The sequence below is a fragment of the Enterobacter sp. DC1 genome (assembly GCF_000568075.1).
Taxonomy (GTDB): domain Bacteria; phylum Pseudomonadota; class Gammaproteobacteria; order Enterobacterales; family Enterobacteriaceae; genus Enterobacter; species Enterobacter asburiae.
Genome location: NZ_AZUA01000008.1, coordinates 1 through 19,634, shown reverse-complemented (window position 1 = coordinate 19,634; position 19,634 = coordinate 1). Strand labels below are relative to the sequence as shown.

General features: G+C 56.4%; 13 protein-coding genes and 1 rRNA gene. 3 read left to right on the top strand and 11 right to left on the bottom strand.

All coding sequences use genetic code 11. The annotated features are described in order from the left end of the window. Positions 1 to 48: 48 nt before the first annotated feature. The 7 genes from hmsP to bcsR form a co-directional block, all read right to left on the bottom strand. Positions 49 to 2,055: a biofilm formation regulator HmsP gene (gene hmsP / locus P346_RS03610; RefSeq protein ID WP_032662125.1), complete on the bottom strand. Its 2,007-nt coding sequence runs from the start codon at positions 2,053 to 2,055 to the stop codon at positions 49 to 51. Positions 2,056 to 2,174: 119 nt separating this feature from the next. After that, positions 2,175 to 5,657 (bottom strand): cellulose synthase complex outer membrane protein BcsC, encoded by a 3,483-nt coding sequence (gene bcsC / locus P346_RS03615; RefSeq protein WP_032662123.1) that lies wholly within the window; start codon positions 5,655 to 5,657, stop codon positions 2,175 to 2,177. Beyond that, positions 5,639 to 6,745 carry a cellulose synthase complex periplasmic endoglucanase BcsZ gene (gene bcsZ / locus P346_RS03620; RefSeq protein ID WP_032662121.1) on the bottom strand — a complete coding sequence of 369 codons (1,107 nt, stop codon included), beginning with the start codon at positions 6,743 to 6,745 and terminating at the stop codon, positions 5,639 to 5,641. Before bcsZ ends, bcsC begins: the two co-directional genes overlap by 19 nt. Positions 6,746 to 6,751: 6 nt before the next feature. Beyond that, positions 6,752 to 9,172 (bottom strand): cellulose biosynthesis cyclic di-GMP-binding regulatory protein BcsB, encoded by a 2,421-nt coding sequence (gene bcsB, locus P346_RS03625; RefSeq protein ID WP_050583714.1) that lies wholly within the window; start codon positions 9,170 to 9,172, stop codon positions 6,752 to 6,754. A gap of 10 nt (positions 9,173 to 9,182) precedes the next feature. Beyond that, positions 9,183 to 11,798 carry a UDP-forming cellulose synthase catalytic subunit gene (gene bcsA, locus P346_RS03630; RefSeq protein WP_029740462.1) on the bottom strand — a complete coding sequence of 872 codons (2,616 nt, stop codon included), beginning with the start codon at positions 11,796 to 11,798 and terminating at the stop codon, positions 9,183 to 9,185. Then, a complete protein-coding gene (gene bcsQ, locus P346_RS03635; RefSeq protein ID WP_032662119.1) occupies positions 11,795 to 12,547 on the bottom strand; it encodes a cellulose biosynthesis protein BcsQ in 753 nt (250 codons plus the stop codon). The genes bcsA and bcsQ overlap by 4 nt, the downstream gene beginning before the upstream one ends. A gap of 11 nt (positions 12,548 to 12,558) precedes the next feature. Then, on the bottom strand, positions 12,559 to 12,747 hold the full coding sequence (bcsR, locus tag P346_RS03640) for a cellulose biosynthesis protein BcsR (RefSeq protein WP_008503237.1): 189 nt from the start codon (positions 12,745 to 12,747) through the stop codon (positions 12,559 to 12,561). A 175-nt stretch (positions 12,748 to 12,922) separates the two neighbouring features. On the opposite strand from bcsR, the gene bcsE reads away from it, so the two are divergent. Genes bcsE through bcsG form a run of 3 tightly spaced genes read left to right on the top strand, consistent with a single transcriptional unit; the run spans position 12,923 to position 16,348 of the window. Next, positions 12,923 to 14,485, top strand: a complete 1,563-nt coding sequence (gene bcsE / locus P346_RS03645; RefSeq protein ID WP_029740464.1) for a cellulose biosynthesis c-di-GMP-binding protein BcsE — start codon at positions 12,923 to 12,925, stop codon at positions 14,483 to 14,485. Further along, on the top strand, positions 14,479 to 14,676 hold the full coding sequence (bcsF, locus tag P346_RS03650) for a cellulose biosynthesis protein BcsF (RefSeq protein WP_024908822.1): 198 nt from the start codon (positions 14,479 to 14,481) through the stop codon (positions 14,674 to 14,676). The genes bcsE and bcsF overlap by 7 nt, the downstream gene beginning before the upstream one ends. Then, complete coding sequence (bcsG, locus tag P346_RS03655) at positions 14,669 to 16,348, top strand: cellulose biosynthesis protein BcsG (RefSeq protein WP_032662117.1); 1,680 nt, start codon at positions 14,669 to 14,671, stop codon at positions 16,346 to 16,348. Before bcsF ends, bcsG begins: the two co-directional genes overlap by 8 nt. Positions 16,349 to 16,397: 49 nt before the next feature. Here the strand turns inward: bcsG and P346_RS03660 are convergent, their stop codons facing one another. The 4 genes from P346_RS03660 to rrf form a co-directional block, all read right to left on the bottom strand. Then, positions 16,398 to 17,390, bottom strand: a complete 993-nt coding sequence (locus P346_RS03660) for a glycosyl hydrolase family 8 (protein WP_032662115.1) — start codon at positions 17,388 to 17,390, stop codon at positions 16,398 to 16,400. Positions 17,391 to 17,406: 16 nt separating this feature from the next. After that, the gene (gene birA, locus P346_RS03665; protein ID WP_032662113.1) at positions 17,407 to 18,369 is read right to left on the bottom strand and encodes a bifunctional biotin--[acetyl-CoA-carboxylase] ligase/biotin operon repressor BirA; all 963 of its coding nucleotides are present in this window, start codon (positions 18,367 to 18,369) and stop codon (positions 17,407 to 17,409) included. Beyond that, a complete protein-coding gene (murB, locus tag P346_RS03670; RefSeq protein WP_032662111.1) occupies positions 18,366 to 19,394 on the bottom strand; it encodes a UDP-N-acetylmuramate dehydrogenase in 1,029 nt (342 codons plus the stop codon). The genes birA and murB overlap by 4 nt, the downstream gene beginning before the upstream one ends. Before the next feature lie 124 nt (positions 19,395 to 19,518). Then, positions 19,519 to 19,634 (bottom strand): 5S ribosomal RNA (rrf, locus tag P346_RS03675).

Genomic DNA, 19,634 nt, shown 5'->3' with positions numbered 1-19,634 from the left:
CACAAATGTTAAGAACTTTGAGCTGGCTCGCACAAGCCAGCAACAAAATTACACTTTTGCGTTATTGTCAGCACCAGAAAGGTATCGTTCTTCAAAGACATCCGAAGGAACAGCAGGGGCAAAAAGGAAGCCTTGTCCGCTCTCCACGCCCGCCTCTGCCAGCCAGGCGCGTTGCGCTTCGGTTTCAATTCCCTCGGCAATAAGATGCAGGTTGAGGCTGCGCGCCATCTGGATAATCGCCTGCACCATGCTGCTGTCGCCCGGCAGACCGTCGACAAACGCTTTATCAATTTTGAGCACATCCACCGGAAGGGTTTTCATGTGCTGAAGCTGACGCAGCCCGGCGTATCCCATGCCAAAATCGTCCAGCGCAATGCGAATCCCGGCATTACGCAGCGGTTTCAGAATTGCGACCGCCTGATTAGGGTCGTCGATGCGTCGGCTCTCCGTCACTTCCAGAGTTAACGTATCAGGCTTGATTCGGTAACGATGGATCAGCTCCAGCATCTCTGAAACCATGGTTGGGTGCATCAGCTGCACGGCAGACAAATTGACCGACAGCGGCAGCGTCACGCCGCGCTCCTGCCAGGCAGCAAGCTGACGGCAGGACTCCTCCAGCACCCAGTAGCCGACGGTAACCATCAGGCCGCAGGACTCAATGCGCTCAATCAGCCCTTCCGGCAGCTCCCATGAACCATCCGGCTGCTGCACGCGCAGCAGTGCCTCGGCGCTTTTCACTTCTCCCGTCAGCAAATTCACCTGCGGCTGTAGCCAGAGGGCAAACTGGCGGTTATCCAGCGCGGTCAGGATGTCGCTCTCTTCCGTCAGGCGCTGCTGCGCCTTTTCCATCTCTTCCGGCGCGAAGAACTGGATCTGATTTTTGCCTTTGCGCCGGGCGGTGAACGCCGCCGAGAACGCGCGATGATAAAGCTGCTCTGCCGTTAAATCGCCATAGTACATCGCAATACCGATACTGGCGCTTGGACGAAGCTGGATACCCTGAATAGGCAACCGCTCATTAATGACAGTGAGTACTTGCTGACCTAAAGTGATCGCATGCCAGGGTTCTTTGACGCCGTTGGCAATCACCACCAGGTCGTAACCGCTGACCTGGGTCAGCACCATGCGCGGGGCAAGGACAGACTTCACTTTTTCCACCAGCGTCAGCAGCAGCATTTCGCGCTGGCTCTCCTTGAGCACGCCAGCCGTGTCCTGCAGGGTTTCACAGGCGATAACCATCAGCGCCGTGGTTTGCTGACGGGCAACGGTCTGCTCCAGCATCGCCATCAGGAAGGCTTTATTGGGAAGCTCCGACACCGGGAAGCGCGTGGCGCTGCTGTTTAACTCATCCTGCTGGCGCTGGATGCGCTGCTGGTTGAGGTTGTAGCTGCGCACCAGCATGCCTATCTCATCGTCATGATGCAGACGCGGCAGCTCAAGCTGATGCCCCATCTGATCCTGCGGCGCAAGCGTATTCAGCTCGCGGGCGATACGGCGCAGCGGATGAACAATCAGCCGGTTAATGCACCAGGTGAGCGCCACGCTGAGAATAAGCGTCATAAGTAAGCAAGTGGTCACTAACGTAACTACCCAACTCATGACGAATTTATACATGCGGTAAGAGTCCGCCTGTAATACCAGGTAGGCCAGCGGCTGCGGGTTGGCAGGGCGTTCGAGTGAATAAACGGGCAGCGAAATCTGCACCGGCAGTTCAAACAGGCGCATCACCATCATCGGAACGGGACGCTCCGGAATAAAGCTCATCCGCAGCGCCTGAAACTGGTTGGGCAAGACGACGTCGGCGCGGCTCACGACGCCGGCAGGCTGAATGCGTTTTAAAATGGTTTCCGCTTCGGGAATATCCCCTTTCAGGATAGAGGCAGAAAGCGGGCCACGCACCGAGCGGGCGATACTTTCCAACTGCGAAGCCGTGTTATAGCGATTCTGCTGTACGGAATGAAACAGCAAAATTACGCAGAAGAGCAGTACAAACAGCATGGTGACGGCAGAAACCATCGCCATCTGTTTGATTGTTAAGGAACGGCTGACACGCAAAATGACTCTCCACAAAACTCGAAGCGCAGGGCGCGCCAGGGTGTAAACCTGGCGCGCCTGAGTATACCCGATTGCCGCGCTATTAAGAGAGACTTACAAATGGATTAAGGAAAATCCGATTACCAGTCCGCGTAAGGGATAAGCGGCTGCGGCGGTAAGTCCATATCGCCCTGCCAGCCTGCAGCAGAGTAACGCACATAAATGAGCGCATGGCTTGGGGTATAGTTTTTCGCTTCCTGAATATCCACGCCCATGCCCACAAACCAGTTGGACGTTACGCGGCGTTCGATAATGGCGCGCGCGGTATAACCCGTGCCTGAGGAACTGCTGCCGGTTTCCATCGCGCCCCGGTCGGTATAGCGGTCTGGCTCATCGGTCGGGATCAGATTCTGAATCGGGTAGCGCAGCTCGTCTTTGGTTTTAGAGTGAGACCAGGACACCGAGCCACCCAGCTCCCAGGACCAGTTCTCCGTGCGTTTACGCCAGGTCACCGGCAGTGCGAAGGAGACATACTCCTGCGGGCTGTAGTAGCCGCCCTGACCCAGGGTATAACCGCTCAGGTCTTTGTCGTAGTGCCAGAGCATATTGGAGACGCCGACCGTCAGGCGCTCGTTGTTTTTATTAATGAGCTTGTAGTAGTAACCCGTCATCCAGCGGACGCGCCAGTTATCTTCCACATTTTTACCCGTCAGCGTTTCCGCGTTCAGGCTTGACCAGACGCCGTTCGCTTCCCCTTTGTCATAGCTCATGCTTACGCCGCCACCGGTGGCACGTACGCCGCCCCAGGTGGTGCCGGTGTTGGTATCTTTTTGCCCGGCGAACGCCAGCAGAGAGCTGGAGATTGGGCGGCGGTGGGCGTTAACGGTATAGCCGATGGGGCCCAGATCGCTGCTGTAGCTGATACCGCCCACCACGTCGACGACGTCAAAGCCCATTGGCGTGGTGCCAATGTCCATCGCCCAGGTTTTATTCTGCCAGCCGACGGCGACGCTTGCGCCATTGTCGGACTGATGGGTGTTGCCGCTACACGGCGTTTCGTAGCAGGTCCCCCATTTTGGATCGTAGGTCCCGTTATTGTTATCAAATGAACCGGCGTCCATGTTGACCAGATCGCTTCTGAAGAACATGCGCCCGTCAGACAGCGGAGCATCCACCTGTAGCATGGTAGTGTGCGCTTTCAGGTCGGAATAGCCGCCCGTGCCGCTGGAGCCCCAGTAGTCGTGCTGCAGCGTGACGTTAACATCCTGCTGACGGTACAAGTCACCGGCATCACTGCGCACGCCGCGCTTCAGCCAGTCGTCCTTTTCATCGTTACGCGTCAGACGAGTGAAGCTGTCGTTGTCGGCCGGACGGGTCGTCGTGACGCCGGACGACACCATCGCGTCTTTATAGGTTTCCAGCGCCTGCTGAGGCTGTCCGTTTTGCGCCTGGAAACGCGCGGCATCACGTAACACCAGCGCGTTTTCCATGGAGCCGGGCTGCGATTTAGCCTGCGGAATGATTTTGTTGAAGGTCTGTTCTGCGGCAGCGGAATCGCCCAGGCCTGCCTGCGCCATCGCGATCCGGCGCTGCATGTTGAGCGACAGCGGCTGGCCGTTTTGCGCGGCGGGCAGTTTCGCCAGCTCTGCGCGCGCGGCATCTTTGTCCCCCTGCGCGCTATAAATCTCGGTCAGACCGAGGATCGCATCTTCGTTCTGCGGTTCACGCTGCAGAACGGCGTTGTACGTCGTTTTCGCCGACGCCAGATCGCCACGCTGCTGCGCCCAGTCCGCCAGCGTCAGGTCGATGCGGGTGGAGGTCGGCTGCTGACGCAGAAGGTTTTCCGCCTCCTGCTCTTTGCCGCTGTCGCGCAGACGGTTGGCGGTTTCCAGCACCTGGTTGCTTTGCAGACGGTCGGCAAGTTCCTGAATATTGCCGTTCCACTTGCTGCGCGGCAGCGTGTCCAGATGCGCCAGCGCGGCACGATCCTGATCGTTGCCGGAAAGATAGAGCCCGCTGGCGTACACCTGATCCGGGTCGGACGGTTTCTGGCTGGCAAGCTGACGCATCAGGGTATCCGCCTGGCTGCGCTGACCCGCGCTGTAGAGATCGCGCGAGAGACGATAGGTTATCCACACGTCGCCGGGAGAGAGCGCCAGACGACGACGCTGAATCTCTGCCGCCTGGGCGTATTTCCCCTGATTTTCCAGCTGTTCTGCCTGAGCGGAGAGCTGCTCGTTGGTCAGGCTGCGTTCAATATCATCAATGCTCCGGCGCTGGCTGGCGGAGAGAGACTGGATAAACTGCGAGGCCTTCTCCGGGGACTGCGCGCGGTAAATATTGGCCAGGCCGCGGACCGCATTGCTGTTGCCGCTGTCCATACGCAGCGCCTGGCGATAGTAACGTTCCGCCGCGTCGTTATCTTTACGCGCCGCGGCGGCATCGCCCAGCCCCAGCACGGCATAACTGTCGGTATTGTCGATACCGCGCGCCTGCTGATAGTAACGCTCTGCCTGCGCCGGGTTATTCGCCTTGAGCGCCGCATCGCCCTGCTGGATCAGCAGCCAGTAACGGTTAACCTTGAGCAAACTGTCCCATTTACCCCGGTTATCGCTCTGGGGATCGAGGGCAATCGCCTTTTCAAACTGCGCCACCGCGCGGGCGCGGTCGCCTTTCTGGGAATAGGCCTGACCAAGGGCACCCACCGCTTCACTGTCGGCATGGTTGGCGCTGACGGCTTTTTGCAGCTCAGCCACCGCCTTACTCCCCTGCCCGGCATCTACCGCCGCCAGCCCTTCCGCTTTCGCGCGGAACGCCGGGTCAGCGAGCTGTTTTTGCTGTTCTTCGAGCTGGGCACGCGCCGCCACGACGCTATCACCACTGCTGAATACGCTCAGGTATTTTTGCAGCGCGCTGACGCTGGCGCTGCTGGCAGGCTGGCCTTTGATTTGGTCATACCACATATCAGACGCCTGGCTGCGCCCGTTGGTCGATTTAGCCATCTCCTGCAATACCGCAAAGCCTTCATCACGGCGTCCGCTCTGGAACAAAAGCTGGGACAGCGTCGCCTGCAGCTGCGTATTTCCGGGGCTGCTGGTGTTGATTTTCTTGAGCTGATTAATGGCCGCATTCCGGCGAGCGGGGTCTTTCGCCACGACGTTCCAGTATTCCGTCGCCACGTCGCCGCCCGGCGGGTTGCCGTCAAACAGCTTGTCATAAGCTGCAATCGCCTCCTGCGTGTGTCCCGTGGTGGCGAGCAATCGCGCCTGCTGGAGCTGCTGGCGGCCATCCGGCGTCGACAGCAGCATCGTGTTGCGGGATGACTGATACGCACTCGAGCCCGGCGCGATCCCTTTCAGACGATCCAGCTCTTTTTGCGCACCGGCGTTATCGCCCTGGCGCAGCAGGTAGCGAAAGCGTGCGGCAATGACGTCAGGGTTGTTCGGGTCAATCAGCTCCAGACGATAAAGCGATTGACGAACCAAATCCTCACGCTGTGTCGATTCGCCCAGCCGAACCTGTTCCAGCAGCTGTTTCTGCTGCGGAGAGTTGGCGGCCTCAGCCATCGGCATCAGGGCCAGGCCAAGCGATAAAGTGAGTAGATTTACTGTGAACTTGCGCATTCCTGGCCCCAATCCGGTATTAATTCACCTTTTGCGGTGAAGCGAAAACGATGCTGATCCCATCCTTGCCCAAAGAGAGTCAGCACGTAGCTGTAATAGGCATTATTATCGGGAAAATGGTCTGCAACGCGCTGGCGCTGAACCGCCTGGGCATCACGTTGTTGTAAAAACGGCAGCATGGCGGCAGAGAACCCGACCGGGCCATTCCCGGTGCGTTTACCCGTCGCCACATCCACTTTCTCCGGCGGCACACCCCGTTTCATTGTCTTTGCCGCCATCGGCTGGAAGCGCGTCAGCAGCCGGGCTTTCTGAGGATCTTTATCACTCATCATTCCCACCCAGAGATAAACGCGGATGGCATCGTAGCCGCCCACCAGCGATTTATCCTGCTGTAACCGCCAGCCTTTGTTTTTCTGATACTGAACCCAGTCCGGCGAAAAACCTTTCGGCGCGCTCTCCAGCAGCAGACGCTGATTGGTTTCACGAAGCTGGCTCCACGGGGTACCAAAACGCGTGAAATAACTCGCTAGCTGCGGAGGAAGATAGCTGGGGTTAAAACGCCAGACGTTTTCATCGGCAAAACCGACTTTACCGGGAAGCAGCATTGCGCCGAGCCCTGGCACTTTCACCACTTCCTCACTGACAATGCGTTTCAGCAGCGCCTTACCCGTGCGGGTATAGTCCGGATGTTTCCACAACCGGCCCGCTTCGAGCAGAGACCAGGCGATCCAGACATCGGCGTCAGAGGCGGAGTTGGTATCAATTACCGCCCACGTCTCTTTATCTTTCTGTCCCCATAGCCAGGCGGGCAGATGGTCGTTGAGATTGCCGCTGGCAAGATTATCGCGCGTCCAGGTCAGCAGCTGGTCAAACGCGCTGCGATCGTTCGCCGCAAGGGCAAAGAACAAGGCGTAACTTTGCCCTTCCGAGGTCGTAATTTTGCGCGTGTCGCTGGGATCAACGACACGCCCGCCCTCACTGATGTAATCCTTTTTAAACTGCTCCCAGGCAGGCCAGGTACAGGCGGCGCGAAGAGGAAGCGCCGCCAGCATCAACGCTGCTAATGCACACCAGCGAAAGGCTTTCATCACATCTTACTCATCCGGGTTCAGGCGACGACGGCTGATGATACGCAGCAGACGCCACAGCACCCATGCCAGCAAGACCACGCTGACCGCCGCCAGGATGGCGAGCAGAACCGGATGGTTAGCCAGCGCATACCACAGGCGTTCGAACCACGGCAGATGGCCTACGTAGTACACATCGCCCACGCGCAGGCTATTGACGCCGGACTCACGGATCACCGAAACGGAACCAAACATCGCGGCACGTTTACCGCTGTCGTTCATAGCCGTATTGAGCAGTTCATAACCGCGCGGGCTGTCCGCCAGGAGAGCCACCACGCTACGCTGTTCGTTGTAAGGTGACTGGAAGCCCACCACCGCGGCCATTGCCCCCTGAGACGTTACGGTCGTCTGCGCGCTGGCCTGACGGTCGTTCACATCCGGCATAATGCTCGGGAACTCGGTCTGGCGCAGCGGCGTGTTAACCCAGGACTGGGCCGCTTTCACCAGCAGATCGATACGTTTGTCATCCTTCAGCTTATCCGGAATGGTGCCTATCACCATGATGTCAGCATCTTTGTTCTGGATCTGGCTGCCATCATCCGTCAACGTGACGTTAATCGCCGGTAATCCCGTCTGTCCCCCAACGGTCGCCATGGTATCCAGCAGGGTCGTGACCTGCCCTTCGCTAGGCGCTTTTGGCATCACAACGATGGACTCAGAGAGATCGGCCATGCGGCTGAACGGGAAGCCCGCGTTAGCAAAGGCGCGCAGATCCGGCATCGCCAGGAAGTGATAGTACTTCGAGAAGTCGATGGTCGACTCATCGCCAATCACAACGTGGTTCTGTACGGGCTGGAAGGTGATGCAGTTTTCCGCCGAGCCGCCAGGCATCGGGTTCATGTACTGGAAGTCAAAGCGCAGCTGGTTTATCGCGCCGAGCTTCAGTGCCGGAATGGAGACATCCGTTTTACCGTCCAGCAGCCCCTGCAACACCGGCAGGCGAAGCATCAGGCGGTTAGTATCCTGCGTGCTTTGCAGGCTGAACGATTGCAGGAACTGGTTGTTCAGGCTGATATCCATGCGCGAGCTGTCTTTGGTCGCTGGCGCGGTATAACGGTAGTTCAGATTGATATCAATGCCGTTGGTACGCAGCAGATACAGGTCCGGCGGCAGATTCAGTGACAGGCTAATCGGCGCTGGCTCAAGCCCCGTCGCCTGCAGCTGTTCTTCATAGGTTTTCAGCTCGCCAAATGTCACCGCACGGTCGGTACGCACCCAGTTTGGCGCATCATAAGGTTTACGCGCCAGCAGCGGTTTGACCTCATCCACCACCACGCTGTCACCGCGGAAAAGGACGTTGCCCTGGGCAATGGCTTTTGCGGCCTGCACCAGATCTTTATCATCACGGCCAAAGACCACCAGCAGCTTCACGTACGGGTTTTCCGGGTGGCTTATCATCTCAACGGTTGGCGCTTTGACGTCCGGATGATCGCGCAGGAAGGCCGGGCGTTTCGCGTTGGTCGCAAACACAATGGCATTTCTGTCCGGCAGTTTGTCATACATCGCCGGGAAGCTCTGTCCACGCCAGCCGGCACGTGAACCAAACCAGGACGCCACAATGGTGGCCGCCAGCTGCTCGGTCACGTCCGGGGATGATGCAAACACCATCGGCAGCGTGAGCGGACGGTTATCACGCGGATCGAAGAACGGAACCGGGAATGCCGAGAGATCGTTTTTCAGCGCCAGCGACTGGTAGGTCATCTGCAGCGAGGAGTTACGCCCGACGTCCATCCACAGCGTGTTGCTGGCCGGGTTTTCGCAGACATCGCGGTAGTGGCCGACAAATTCCAGACGGATACGGTTAAAGTCGGTGATGAACAGCGGGTTGATCGGCACCTGAGCCTGGGTTTTCTTGCCCAGCTGCTCTTTGGTGACCGGCAGTACGTCCATCAGCTCATCATTCAGGTAGACCTTCAGCTGGGACTGCGTCGGCAGCAGAGACGGCGACGGCGTGTATTCCAGGTTCAGCACCGCATTAGAGACGACCTCATCGCTGCGCATGCCAAACTCAATGCCGCCGTTAGGGTTGATGCCGCGCAGCACCATACTGCCCGGAGGCGGTGCAATTTGCGCGAAGGTCAACTTCACGTCACGCGACGGCGCATTGTCCGCAACGACGGGTGCATTCGCCCCCCGGACGCCCGGCATTACCTGCCCGATAACCTGGCCGTCTGCCGGTAGGGTGTTCCCCTCCGTTGGCTGATTCGGCATGATATTTTCTGTTTGACCAGGTGCCGCGGTGACAACCGGATCGGTTGCCTGCGCGACGACAGGTACCGTTGGCGCAGGCGTTGCCGCTGCGTTACCAGGAGCTGCGTTAGCCATTGTTGCGGGGAGGACATTCATCCCCATTGCCACTGCACATAACCAGGAAAGTTTTGTTTTCATCGCGTTATCATCATTGTTGAGCCATAACCGGGTCCGCCTGCTTCGCCTCATCCCGCTCAGGACGACGAGGAATGAACGACACGACCCAGGAAACCAGCGAAGTAAGTGACCGGAAAATTAATTTCACCGACGACGGGGCGAATTCTGCAAGGTGACGATAGCCACGGAACCCCAGCTTCAGAATATCCAGCAGGCTTTCCAGAGGTTTATCTTCCGGGAAGCTGTCCTGCCAGAGAGCCCACGTGTCCGCGCGGGCAAACGTACACTGCACAAAATCGATATGTTGCTTTTTGGTCAACGGCATCAGCTGCAAACCGACTTCATTGCCCGCCACGCGAACAACCTGCGTCGGGAAGACATACTCCTGCTGACCGCGCTTAAGCAGCAGGTTAACCTTCTGGCCTTCCAGCACCTTCGCCTGGCCGTTGATTTTGATCCCCAGACCACCGTCAGAGAAGTCGTGCACTGTACAGGAGAAGAGATGTCCATCTTCACGGGCGATCGCCGCAGGCATGCAGATTTCAACGCGATGCGCACGACGAACCTGTTTACTCTCCACCGACACCGCTACCGCGCCGCCGAGGATAATCAGGTTGTAGAAGACCCAGGCCATACTCACAAAGACGGTCAGGATTTCGTTTTCCGGGCCGTAGAAGTAACGCCAGATACCGGCGATGACGCCAACGATATTCAGCAGTACCAGGAAGATATACGGACGGGAGATCACCCAGTCGACGTACTCTTCTTCCACCAGACCGCCCTTCGCGGTGACGTTAAATTTCCCTTTGTGCGGATTAATCAGCGCCACCATCGTCGGCGGCGCGATATACCAGGCCAGCACCGTTTCGTAGATTTCACTCCAGAAGGAATGCCGATATTTACCCTGTATCTTCGAGTTCGTCAGGCTCGCGTGGATCATGTGCGGCAGAACAAACAGCGCAATCATCAGCGCCGGGGCGTAAATGATATAAGCGTGAAGAAGCAGGAACGCCAGCGGCGCGGTCAGGAAGATTAGCCGCGGGATACCGGATAAGAAGTGGAACATGGCGTTGACGTAGCAGAGACGTTGCGCCAGCTTGAGCCCTTTCCCTATCAATGGGTTATCGAGACGGAAAATCTGCACCATGCCGCGCGCCCAGCGAATACGCTGACCAATGTGCGCCGACAGTGACTCCGTTGCCAGACCGGCAGCCTGCGGTATACGCATGTACGCCGAGGTATAGCCACGACGGTGCAGGCGCAAAGAGGTGTGCGCATCTTCAGTGACCGTTTCGACGGCGATACCGCCAATTTCATCCAGCGGCTTACGGCGGATAACCGCACACGAGCCGCAGAAGAAGGTGGCATCCCACATGTCGTTCCCGTCCTGCACCAGGCCATAGAACAGGGTGCCTTCGTTCGGGGTTTTGCGGAAGCGGCCAAGGTTACGTTCAAACGGATCCGGCGAGAAGAAGTGGTGCGGCGTCTGCATCATCGCCAGCTCTTTCTCCTTCAGGAACCAGCCCATGGTCATCTGCAGGAACGAGCGCGTCGGCACGTGGTCACAGTCAAAGATCGAGACAAACTCCCCTGTGGCATACTTCAACGCGTTGTTGATGTTCCCGGCTTTCGCATGCTCGTGAGTCGGACGGGCGATGTACTCGACGCCGACCTCCTCTGCGAACTGGCGGAACGCCGGACGGTTGCCGTCATCCAGGATCCAGACCTTGAGCTTGTCTTTCGGCCAGTCGATGCCCAGCGCGGCATAAATGGTATTTTTCACCACGCTCAAATCTTCGTTGTAGGTCGGTACAAAGAGATCAACAGACGGCCACTGCGCGGTGTCTTTTGGCAGCGGAACCGGCTGGCGGTTGAGCGGCCAAATGACCTGGAAATAGCCCAGTACCAGCACGATCCAGGCGTAGGTTTCGGCAAACAGCAGCACCAGGCCGCACACCAGGCTGACCGGATCGTCCCAGTTCAGGGTTGAGGTATAACGCCACCAGATGTAGCGACAGGAGACGGTCAACGACAACACGATCAGCATCAGCGCCGAGAAGCGGCCCGGAATACGGCGGACCAGCAGCGCCACGCCCCACAGCAGGATCAGGAAGGTGAACTGCGCCAGAGGGTTGAAAGGTTGCGTAATACAGACCAGCGCCAGAATGAGCGAGAACACCACGATCACGCCGAGGATAAAACGCCGCAGGCCCGGGTGAAGATGCCCGAGCTCTTTATGGTTATCCAGATGGCTGGTCTTATCGCTTACGCTGTTGGGCAGTCTGTCCAGCCACTGGTGGTAGCGCTCACGTAACTGCTGGACGCGGGAGAAGCTGCGCCAGTGCGGCGTTATTTTCTCTGAGCGGGATGACGTGACCACCAGCCAGATGGCCTGAATGAGATAGCGTGCCGGATCCAAAGGACGCGGCCGGTTGGGATTAATGTGCGGATATAGCTCACTGTGCCGGGCACGTATGCGCTGCCAGCGCGGGTGTTCAAGTGGAATAAACATCCAGGCCAGAATCATCCAGAAACAGCCGAGCGCGGCGCTAAATGCCGAAGCTCCGTGCCGGCGGAAATGCCGGTAATGTTCGCTCAAACGCGAACTGACCGGCGGGATGAGTAACCAGCTGGCGAGACGACTCATACAGAACTCCCTGCATGCTCCGCCCTGTTGGCAAAGTTCAGCAGACACCAGTTAGCCAGCGTCAGGATCTCTTCTGCCGCCAGTGAGTCGCTGCGGTATTCGCCGAGCGGTTGCTTAGACGCAAGGCATTCCGCCATCCCCTCATCACGATGGATGACAATGGGAAGCAGACGGCGCTGGCTTTGCAGCCAGACCTGATACAGATCGTCCTGAATCTGGCTGCCAATGCGCAAATCGTTAATCAGAAGGTGAGCGTTCTGAGGCAGCCCCTGCTGATGCAGGCGGATATGGCAGTTCGCATCGACGTTGACGATGGAAAGTATATGATCGCATTGGGCGATAAGCTGTCGGGTCAGCGTGCCGGCGCCGTGCGGCAGATCCAGCAGGATCCACTTGTAGTGCCCCTTTTCTTTCAGGGTTTGCAGCGCCAGCGTGAACTGCGAAAACAGACGCTGATACGCGGCTTCATTCTCGCGTTCCGTGGTGGTCAGTTGACCAAACGGCAGCAGATCAAGCTGGGAGGTATAGCGCATCCCTGCATCCTGCCAGTTTTTATCATCAAGCAGTGCCCGGGCCCAGCCCTCTTCGCGAGAAAAGTCGACGTTAAACGACATACGCAACAAATTATCGGCGCAGGCGTCAATAACCAGCACCGATTCACCTAAAAGCTGTAATGACCACGCCAGCGCCGCGGTAACTGATGTGGTACCCACACCGCCACGGACACCCTGTAATCCGAGTATGGCCATCAATGGCTCCCTTATTGTTGATGGGCGAATTCAGCTAATAACGGCCAGCGTTTAATAGCCGCGGCCAACTGTTCCCGCTGGGAAATATCGGTGTAATCTATTTCAGGTAAAGAAAAGGCCTGCGTCAGCGCCAGAAAATCGTTTTGGAATGTGTAACCCAGAGTCGAGTCGACTGGGGTTCCAGGTTCGTTATTATCCATTCTTTTTCCATCCCTTTAAGGAAAATCGCACGCTAAAGAACTTGCGAGGCTTCCTGCCCTGACAAATTTCATTTACATGCTAAATCTGATGTTCTTTAATTTCAATGTTAGGTTTATTTCTACGCTTTCGCTAGTAAACTGAGATACAGATAAATTAGACGAAAAGAGGGACACCGTGGACTCCATATTTTCTATTGGCATCCAGTCATTATGGGACGAATTGAGCCACATGCCAGTCGGAGGAGTCTGGTGGATTAATACGGACCGTAATGAAGATGCTATCAGTCTGGTAAACCAGACAATTGCTGCTCAGGATAAGGATTCCCGCGTGGCCGTCATTAGCATGGGCGAAGATCCGAAGAAAATTATTACGCTTGAAAGTGGTCGCGGCCCCCAGACGGTGCGATTATTTTCCATGACATCGGAAGCCGATAGTCTATACTTTTTGTCCCGCGACGTTCAGTGTTCTATTGATCCGGATCACTATTTAGTGATTCTGAAATGTGCAAATAACGTCCTGCAAAATATGCCCGCTGAAAAACTCCTGCCCTGGCTTGAAAAAATCAATAAATGGGCAAAATTTCAAAATTGCACGCTATTGATAGTCAATCCCGGCAGTAATAATGACAAGCTGTTTTCACTTTTAATGGGCGAATATCGCTCCCTGTTCGGCCTGGCAAGCGTTCGTGACCAGGCGGGCAGCTATCTCTACGATATTGCCTTCTGGTGTAACGAAAAAGGCGTGAGCGCCAGGCAACAGCTTACGCTGAAACATATCGAGGGCGAGTGGCACCTGGCGCAGCAGGAAGAAACCGTGGTGCAACCGCGCAGTGATGAAAAACGCATCCTGAGCCATATCGCGGTTTTAGAGGGGGCACCCGCCCTGTCGGAAAACTGGACGCTGTTTGATTCTAACGAAGCCCTTTTCCATGAAGCCCGCACAACCCAGGCGGCAACCCTTATTTTCTCGCTGATGCAGAATAACCAGATTGAGACGCTGGCACGGCAAATCCACACCTTACGCCGCCAGCGCGGAAGTGCGTTGAAAATCATCGTGCGCGAAAATAATACCAGCCTGCGCGCCACCGATGAGCGCCTGCTTCTGGGCTGCGGCGCCAATATGGTCATTCCATGGAATGCGCCGCTGTCACGCTGCCTGACGCTTATCGAAAGCGTTCAGGGCCAGCAGTTTAGCCGCCACGTACCGGAAGATATTTCCACGCTGCTCTCCATGACGCAGCCGATGAAGCTGCGTGGGTACCAAAAATGGGATACCTTCTGCGACGCTGTGGGCAACATGATGAACAACACGCTTCTTCCTGCTGACGGAAAAGGGGTCATGGTTGCCCTGCGTCCTGTACCGGGTATTCGCGTTGAACAGGCACTCACCTTATGTCGCCCGAACCGTACAGGGGACATCATGACCATTGGCGACAATCGCCTGGTGCTGTTTTTGTCCTTCTGCCGGGTAAACGATCTCGATACGGCGCTTAACCACATCTTCCCCCTGCCTACAGGGGATATTTTCTCGAACCGTATGATTTGGTTCGAAGATAATACGATTAGCGCGGAGCTGGTGCAGATGCGTGCGCTCCAGCCTGAGCAATGGGCCAAACCGCTCGCCATCAAGAGCGATGCCAAACCGATCCTCAATGCCAGGCATGATGGACACGTCTGGCGTCGGGTTCCGGAACCCCTTCGCTTATTAACAGACAACGCGGAGAACGCATCATCATGAACATCAGCGATATCATTCAACTGGTTATATTCTGTGCGCTGATCTTTTTCCCGCTTGGCTACTATGCGCGCCATTCCATACGCCGTATCCGTGATACGGCCAGAGTGCTGTTTATTAAACCTCGCTATGTAAAACCAGCCGGAACACTGACACGGGCATCACACGTCAAGGCAGACCGAAAACATGACTAATTCTACCTATACCGCTTCGTCACCCTCGCCGCTCTGGCAATACTGGCGCGGCCTTTCCGGCTGGAACTTCTACTTTCTGGTGAAGTTTGGCCTGCTGTGGGCAGGCTATCTGAATTTCCATCCCCTTCTCAACCTGGTGTTTATGGCCTTCCTGCTGATGCCGCTGCCGAATATCAGGCTACATCGCTTACGCCACTGGGTCGCTATACCTGTCGGCTTTGCGCTGTTCTGGCATGATACCTGGCTACCGGGGCCGGACAGCATTATGAGCCAGGGGTCGCAGGTGGCGGGCTTTAGCGCCAGCTATGTCCTCGATCTGACCGAGCGCTTTATTAACTGGCAAATGATTGGCGCGGTATTTGTGCTGCTGGTTGCCTGGCTGTTCCTGTCACAGTGGATCCGCGTCACGGTGTTTGTCGTCGCGATTATGATCTGGCTTAACGTGCTGACGCTGGCTGGGCCGAACTTTTCGCTGTGGCCTGCCGGTCAACCGACCGCCACGGTGACCACCACAGGGGGAAGCGCGGCGGCAACCGTCACAACGGCAGGCGATACGCCTGTGGTGGGCGATATCCCAACCCAGACTGCACCGCCGACCTCTACCAACCTGAACGCCTGGCTCTCCAGTTTCTATACCGCGGAAGACAAGCGACAGACTAAATTCCCGGATGCGCTGCCGGCGGATGCTCAGCCGTTTGAACTGCTGGTGATCAACATCTGCTCCCTCTCCTGGGCCGACGTGGACGCCGCCGGTTTGATGTCTCATCCGCTGTGGTCACACTTCGATATTCAGTTTAAAGATTTCAACTCTGCCACCTCGTACAGCGGCCCGGCGGCGATCCGCCTGCTGCGTGCAAGCTGCGGTCAGACATCGCATAAAAACCTGTATCAACCCGCTGGCAACCAGTGTTATCTGTTCGATAACCTCGCAAAGCTGGGCTTTACGCAGCACCTGATGCTGGGGCATAACGGCCAGTTCGGTAACTTCCTGAAAGAGGTGCGCGAACAGGGCGGCATGCAGGCACCGCTGATGGATCAAACCGGTCTTCCTGTCTCTCTGCTGGGCTTCGACGGTTCGCCCGTTTATGACGATACTGCCGTCCTGCAACGCTGGCTGCAAACCATCGAAAAAGACAGTAATCCGCGCAGCGCGACGTTCTTTAACACCCTGCCGCTCCACGACGGTAACCATTTCCCGGGCGTGAGCAAAACGGCAGATTATAAAGTGCGTGCGCAGAAGTTCTTTGACGAGCTGGACGCGTTCTTCACGGAGCTGGAAAAATCGGGCCGTAAAGTGATGGTGGTTGTAGTACCTGAGCACGGTGGAGCGCTGAAAGGTGACAGAATGCAGGTGTCGGGTCTGCGTGATATCCCAAGCCCGTCCATCACTAACGTGCCTGCAGGCATTAAATTCTTTGGTATGAAGGCACCGCATCAGGGCGCACCGATTGAGATTACACAGCCAACCAGCTATCTGGCGATTTCAGAACTGGTTGCCCGTGCCGTTGACGGGAAGCTGTTTGTGGAAGATAGCGTGAACTGGGATCAGCTCACCAGCAACCTGCCGCAAACGGCAGAAGTCTCAGAGAACGCTAATGCGGTCGTCATTCAATACCAAAACAAACCTTACGTTCGCCTGAACGGCGGGGATTGGGTACCGTATCCGCAGTAACACGGTATGACGTCCCTCTTCCCATCGGGGGAGAGGGACAATGTCGACATTATTGCTGGGCGATCCACACCAGCATTTTCAGACTTGCCGAATAGTAGTCGTCTTTAGAGGTGATTTCGGGTTCACCGGAAGACTGCCCCATCGTGAAATCACGTACGGCCAGCAGGCCACCTTCCATCATGTAGGGCGCATATTCGTTGGTCGTGACGTTAACCCAGGCGGGAGTTTGTTCCCGGGGAAACTGTCCGAACCAGGCCTTCCACGGCGTCAGCAGCGGGCTTTGCTTATCAGACCAGGCAACGTACAGCGGAACACGAATCGCGTCATAGCTCATTCGCGGCGGCCAGCCTTTTGCAGGAGCCAGCTTGCCACCTGATGCCAGTGAAACCCAGTCAGTGGGCAGATTCGCTTTACCCGAGCCCATTTTCCCCAGCAGGCGTTTCCCGTCCTTAATCAAATCGCGCCAGACCGGCAAATGACTGCGTCTGGAGAAGGCCTGCCAGGCCGGAAACACGAAATAGGAAGGATTAAGGACCACTTCACCCTCAAGCTTAAACCCCTGGACGCCGGGCAGCATCACGCGGTAACCAGCATAGCGGATCACGCTGTGGTCAATCAGTGCTTTTGTAATGGCATCTGAAGCGGCGCTGTAGCGCTTGTCATGCCAGCGGGCGTCGGCTTTCAGCAACGCCCAGGCAATCAGCACGTCGCCATCTGCAGCGTTGTTTTTGTCGGCGACCGGGTTGGACTCTGCGGGATTATAGCGCCAGTAAAACAGACCATTTTCTTTGTTCTTCAGCTGACTGTCTGTCCATTGCCAGAGCTTATCGAACGTGGCTTTATCGTCGTTGGCCACCGCCATCAGCATGGCAAAACCCTGACCTTCCGTATGCGACACGCCGCCATTACCGGTATCAACAATGCGACCTTCGGGTTTGAAAAAGCGGGCCTTGTAACTCTCCCAGGCCCGATCCGCATGAGAGAGAGGCGAGAACAACAGACTCATCATGACGGCCAGCGTTGCGCACACGGGTTTTCGCATAATTAACTCGATCCGGTTATTCGGCACTTCGCAGTGAAATCTCACCGCCCATCCAGGGTTTAATCACGCCATCCTGCTCCAGGAGCAGCGCGCCCTGTGCGTCAATACCGCGGGAAGTACCGTAGATCTCTTTATCACCAATCAGCAGTTTCACCGGGCGGTTGATGAAGTTATCCAGCTTTTCCCAGCGAGACAGGAACGGTGCCAGCCCTTCCTGCTCAAAAAGCGTGAGTGAGCTGCGCAACTCTTTAATCATACGCACGGAAAGGGTGTTACGATCGATGACGATCCCCGCCTCCTGGAGGTTAGTCCAGGCCTGATTCACCACATCATTTTGTACATTGCGCATCACCATATTGAGACCTGCGCCAATGACGATCTGTGCCGCATCGCCCGTTTTTCCCGTCAGTTCGACAAGAATACCCGCAAGTTTACGATCGTTGAGGTACAGGTCATTAGGCCATTTTACACGGACTTTATCCGCTCCCAGATCGTGCAGCACTTCCGCCATGACGATGCCGATGACCAGACTCAGGCCAATGGCCGCGGCCGGGCCCTGATCGAGTCGCCAGTACATGGACAGATAGAGGTTGGCGCCAAAGGGCGAAAACCATTTGCGTCCGCGACGCCCGCGACCGGCCTGTTGATATTCAGCAACGCAGGCATCGCCGGATTTCAGCTCAGGCAGACGATCCAGAAGATACTGGTTCGTCGAATCAATCACCGGCAGCACCGCAACATTGCCGTGTCCAATCTGGCTGCGGATCGCTTCTTCATTCAGCAATTGAATCGGCTCCGGCAGGCTGTAGCCTTTTCCGGGAACCGTGAACACATCAACACCCCAGTCGCGAAGCGTCTGAATATGCTTGTTAATGGCGGCACGGCTCATGCCAAGCTGTTCACCCAGCTGCTCGCCAGAATGAAACTCACCGTCAGCAAGGATGCTAATCAGCGTTAAGGGGATAGTATTGTCTTTCACGCGATAGCCTCCACGGCATTGACTTCACCTGTGCGGCCAATGAAGCGAACTTCTGGCTCCAGCCAGACGTTAAACTTTTCGCCCACACGCTGACGAACATAATGAGCCAGCTGTACAACATCATCGCTGGTCGCATCGCGTTGATTAATCAGAACCAGAGCCTGCTGCTGGTGAACGGCAGCACCGCCTACTGAAGTGCCTTTTAGCTGGCATTGATCGATAAGCCATCCCGCAGCAAGCTTCACGCTGCCATCCGCCTGAGGATAATGTGGCGCTGCTGGCCATCCTTCAAGAAAGACTTTTGCATTTTCGCTGCTGATAACCGGGTTTTTGAAGAAACTGCCGGCGTTTCCGTTTACTTTTGGATCGGGAAGTTTGGTCATCCGCATATGGCAAACCGAGTCAAAAACGTCGCGGGCGGTTACAGTAGCCGGATCGAGACGCGTTAAATCCCCGTAGGTCAACACGGGCTGCCAGTTCTTCGACAGACGCAGACCCACGGCGACAATCACGTAGCGATCCTGATATTCATGTTTGAAGATACTGTCACGATAGCCAAACCGGCACTGTTCCGCCGTTAAACGCTTAGCCGTTCCGGTCGCCAGTTCGATGCAGTCGACATATTCGCAGACATGTTTCAGTTCGATGCCGTAGGCACCGATGTTTTGAATAGGTGACGATCCGGCGCAGCCTGGAATAAGCGCAAGGTTTTCCAGGCCCGGCATCCCTTTTTCGAGGGTGAATTGCACCAGATGATGCCAGTTTTCACCGGCCCCCACGTGCAGGTGCCAGCTATCGGCACGCTCTTCAACATCAATCCCCATGATGCGGTTAACGATCACCGTTCCCGCAAAATCATCGAGAAACAGGACATTACTTCCTTCGCCCAGAATCAGTACGGGTTCGTTATTTTCTGTTGCGCTTTGCCATGCATCCAGCAGTTGCTGTGCACTATCGGCACGTACAATTTGATTAGCATTGCGTTGAATGCCAAAGGTATTCCAGGGCTTAAGGGAGTGGTTCATAGACGCTATCCTGATGCAAAAACGCAGGTAGTTTACCGTATAAGCAGGGCGTTGGGGGATTAGTTTGTGCAGCGTATAAACGCAAAGAGGCCATCCTTTCGGATGGCCTCTTTACTTATTTGATGCCTGGCAGTTCCCTACTCTCACATGGGGAGACCCCACACTACCATCGGCGCTACGGCGTTTCACTTCTGAGTTCGGCATGGGGTCAGGTGGGACCACCGCGCTAAAGCCGCCAGG

Bases quoted from the DNA above. Each gene is read 5' to 3' on its own strand.
- bcsA (WP_029740462.1), bottom strand. From the start codon at position 11,798: ATGAGTCGTCTCGCCAGCTGGTTACTCATCCCGCCGGTCAGTTCGCGT.
- bcsQ (WP_032662119.1), bottom strand. From the start codon at position 12,547: ATGGCCATACTCGGATTACAGGGTGTCCGTGGCGGTGTGGGTACCACA.
- bcsR (WP_008503237.1), bottom strand. From the start codon at position 12,747: ATGGATAATAACGAACCTGGAACCCCAGTCGACTCGACTCTGGGTTAC.
- murB (WP_032662111.1), bottom strand. From the start codon at position 19,394: ATGAACCACTCCCTTAAGCCCTGGAATACCTTTGGCATTCAACGCAAT.
- bcsG (WP_032662117.1), top strand. From the start codon at position 14,669: ATGACTAATTCTACCTATACCGCTTCGTCACCCTCGCCGCTCTGGCAA.
- bcsZ (WP_032662121.1), bottom strand. From the start codon at position 6,745: ATGAAAGCCTTTCGCTGGTGTGCATTAGCAGCGTTGATGCTGGCGGCG.
- bcsC (WP_032662123.1), bottom strand. From the start codon at position 5,657: ATGCGCAAGTTCACAGTAAATCTACTCACTTTATCGCTTGGCCTGGCC.
- P346_RS03660 (WP_032662115.1), bottom strand. From the start codon at position 17,390: ATGCGAAAACCCGTGTGCGCAACGCTGGCCGTCATGATGAGTCTGTTG.
- bcsB (WP_050583714.1), bottom strand. From the start codon at position 9,172: ATGAAAACAAAACTTTCCTGGTTATGTGCAGTGGCAATGGGGATGAAT.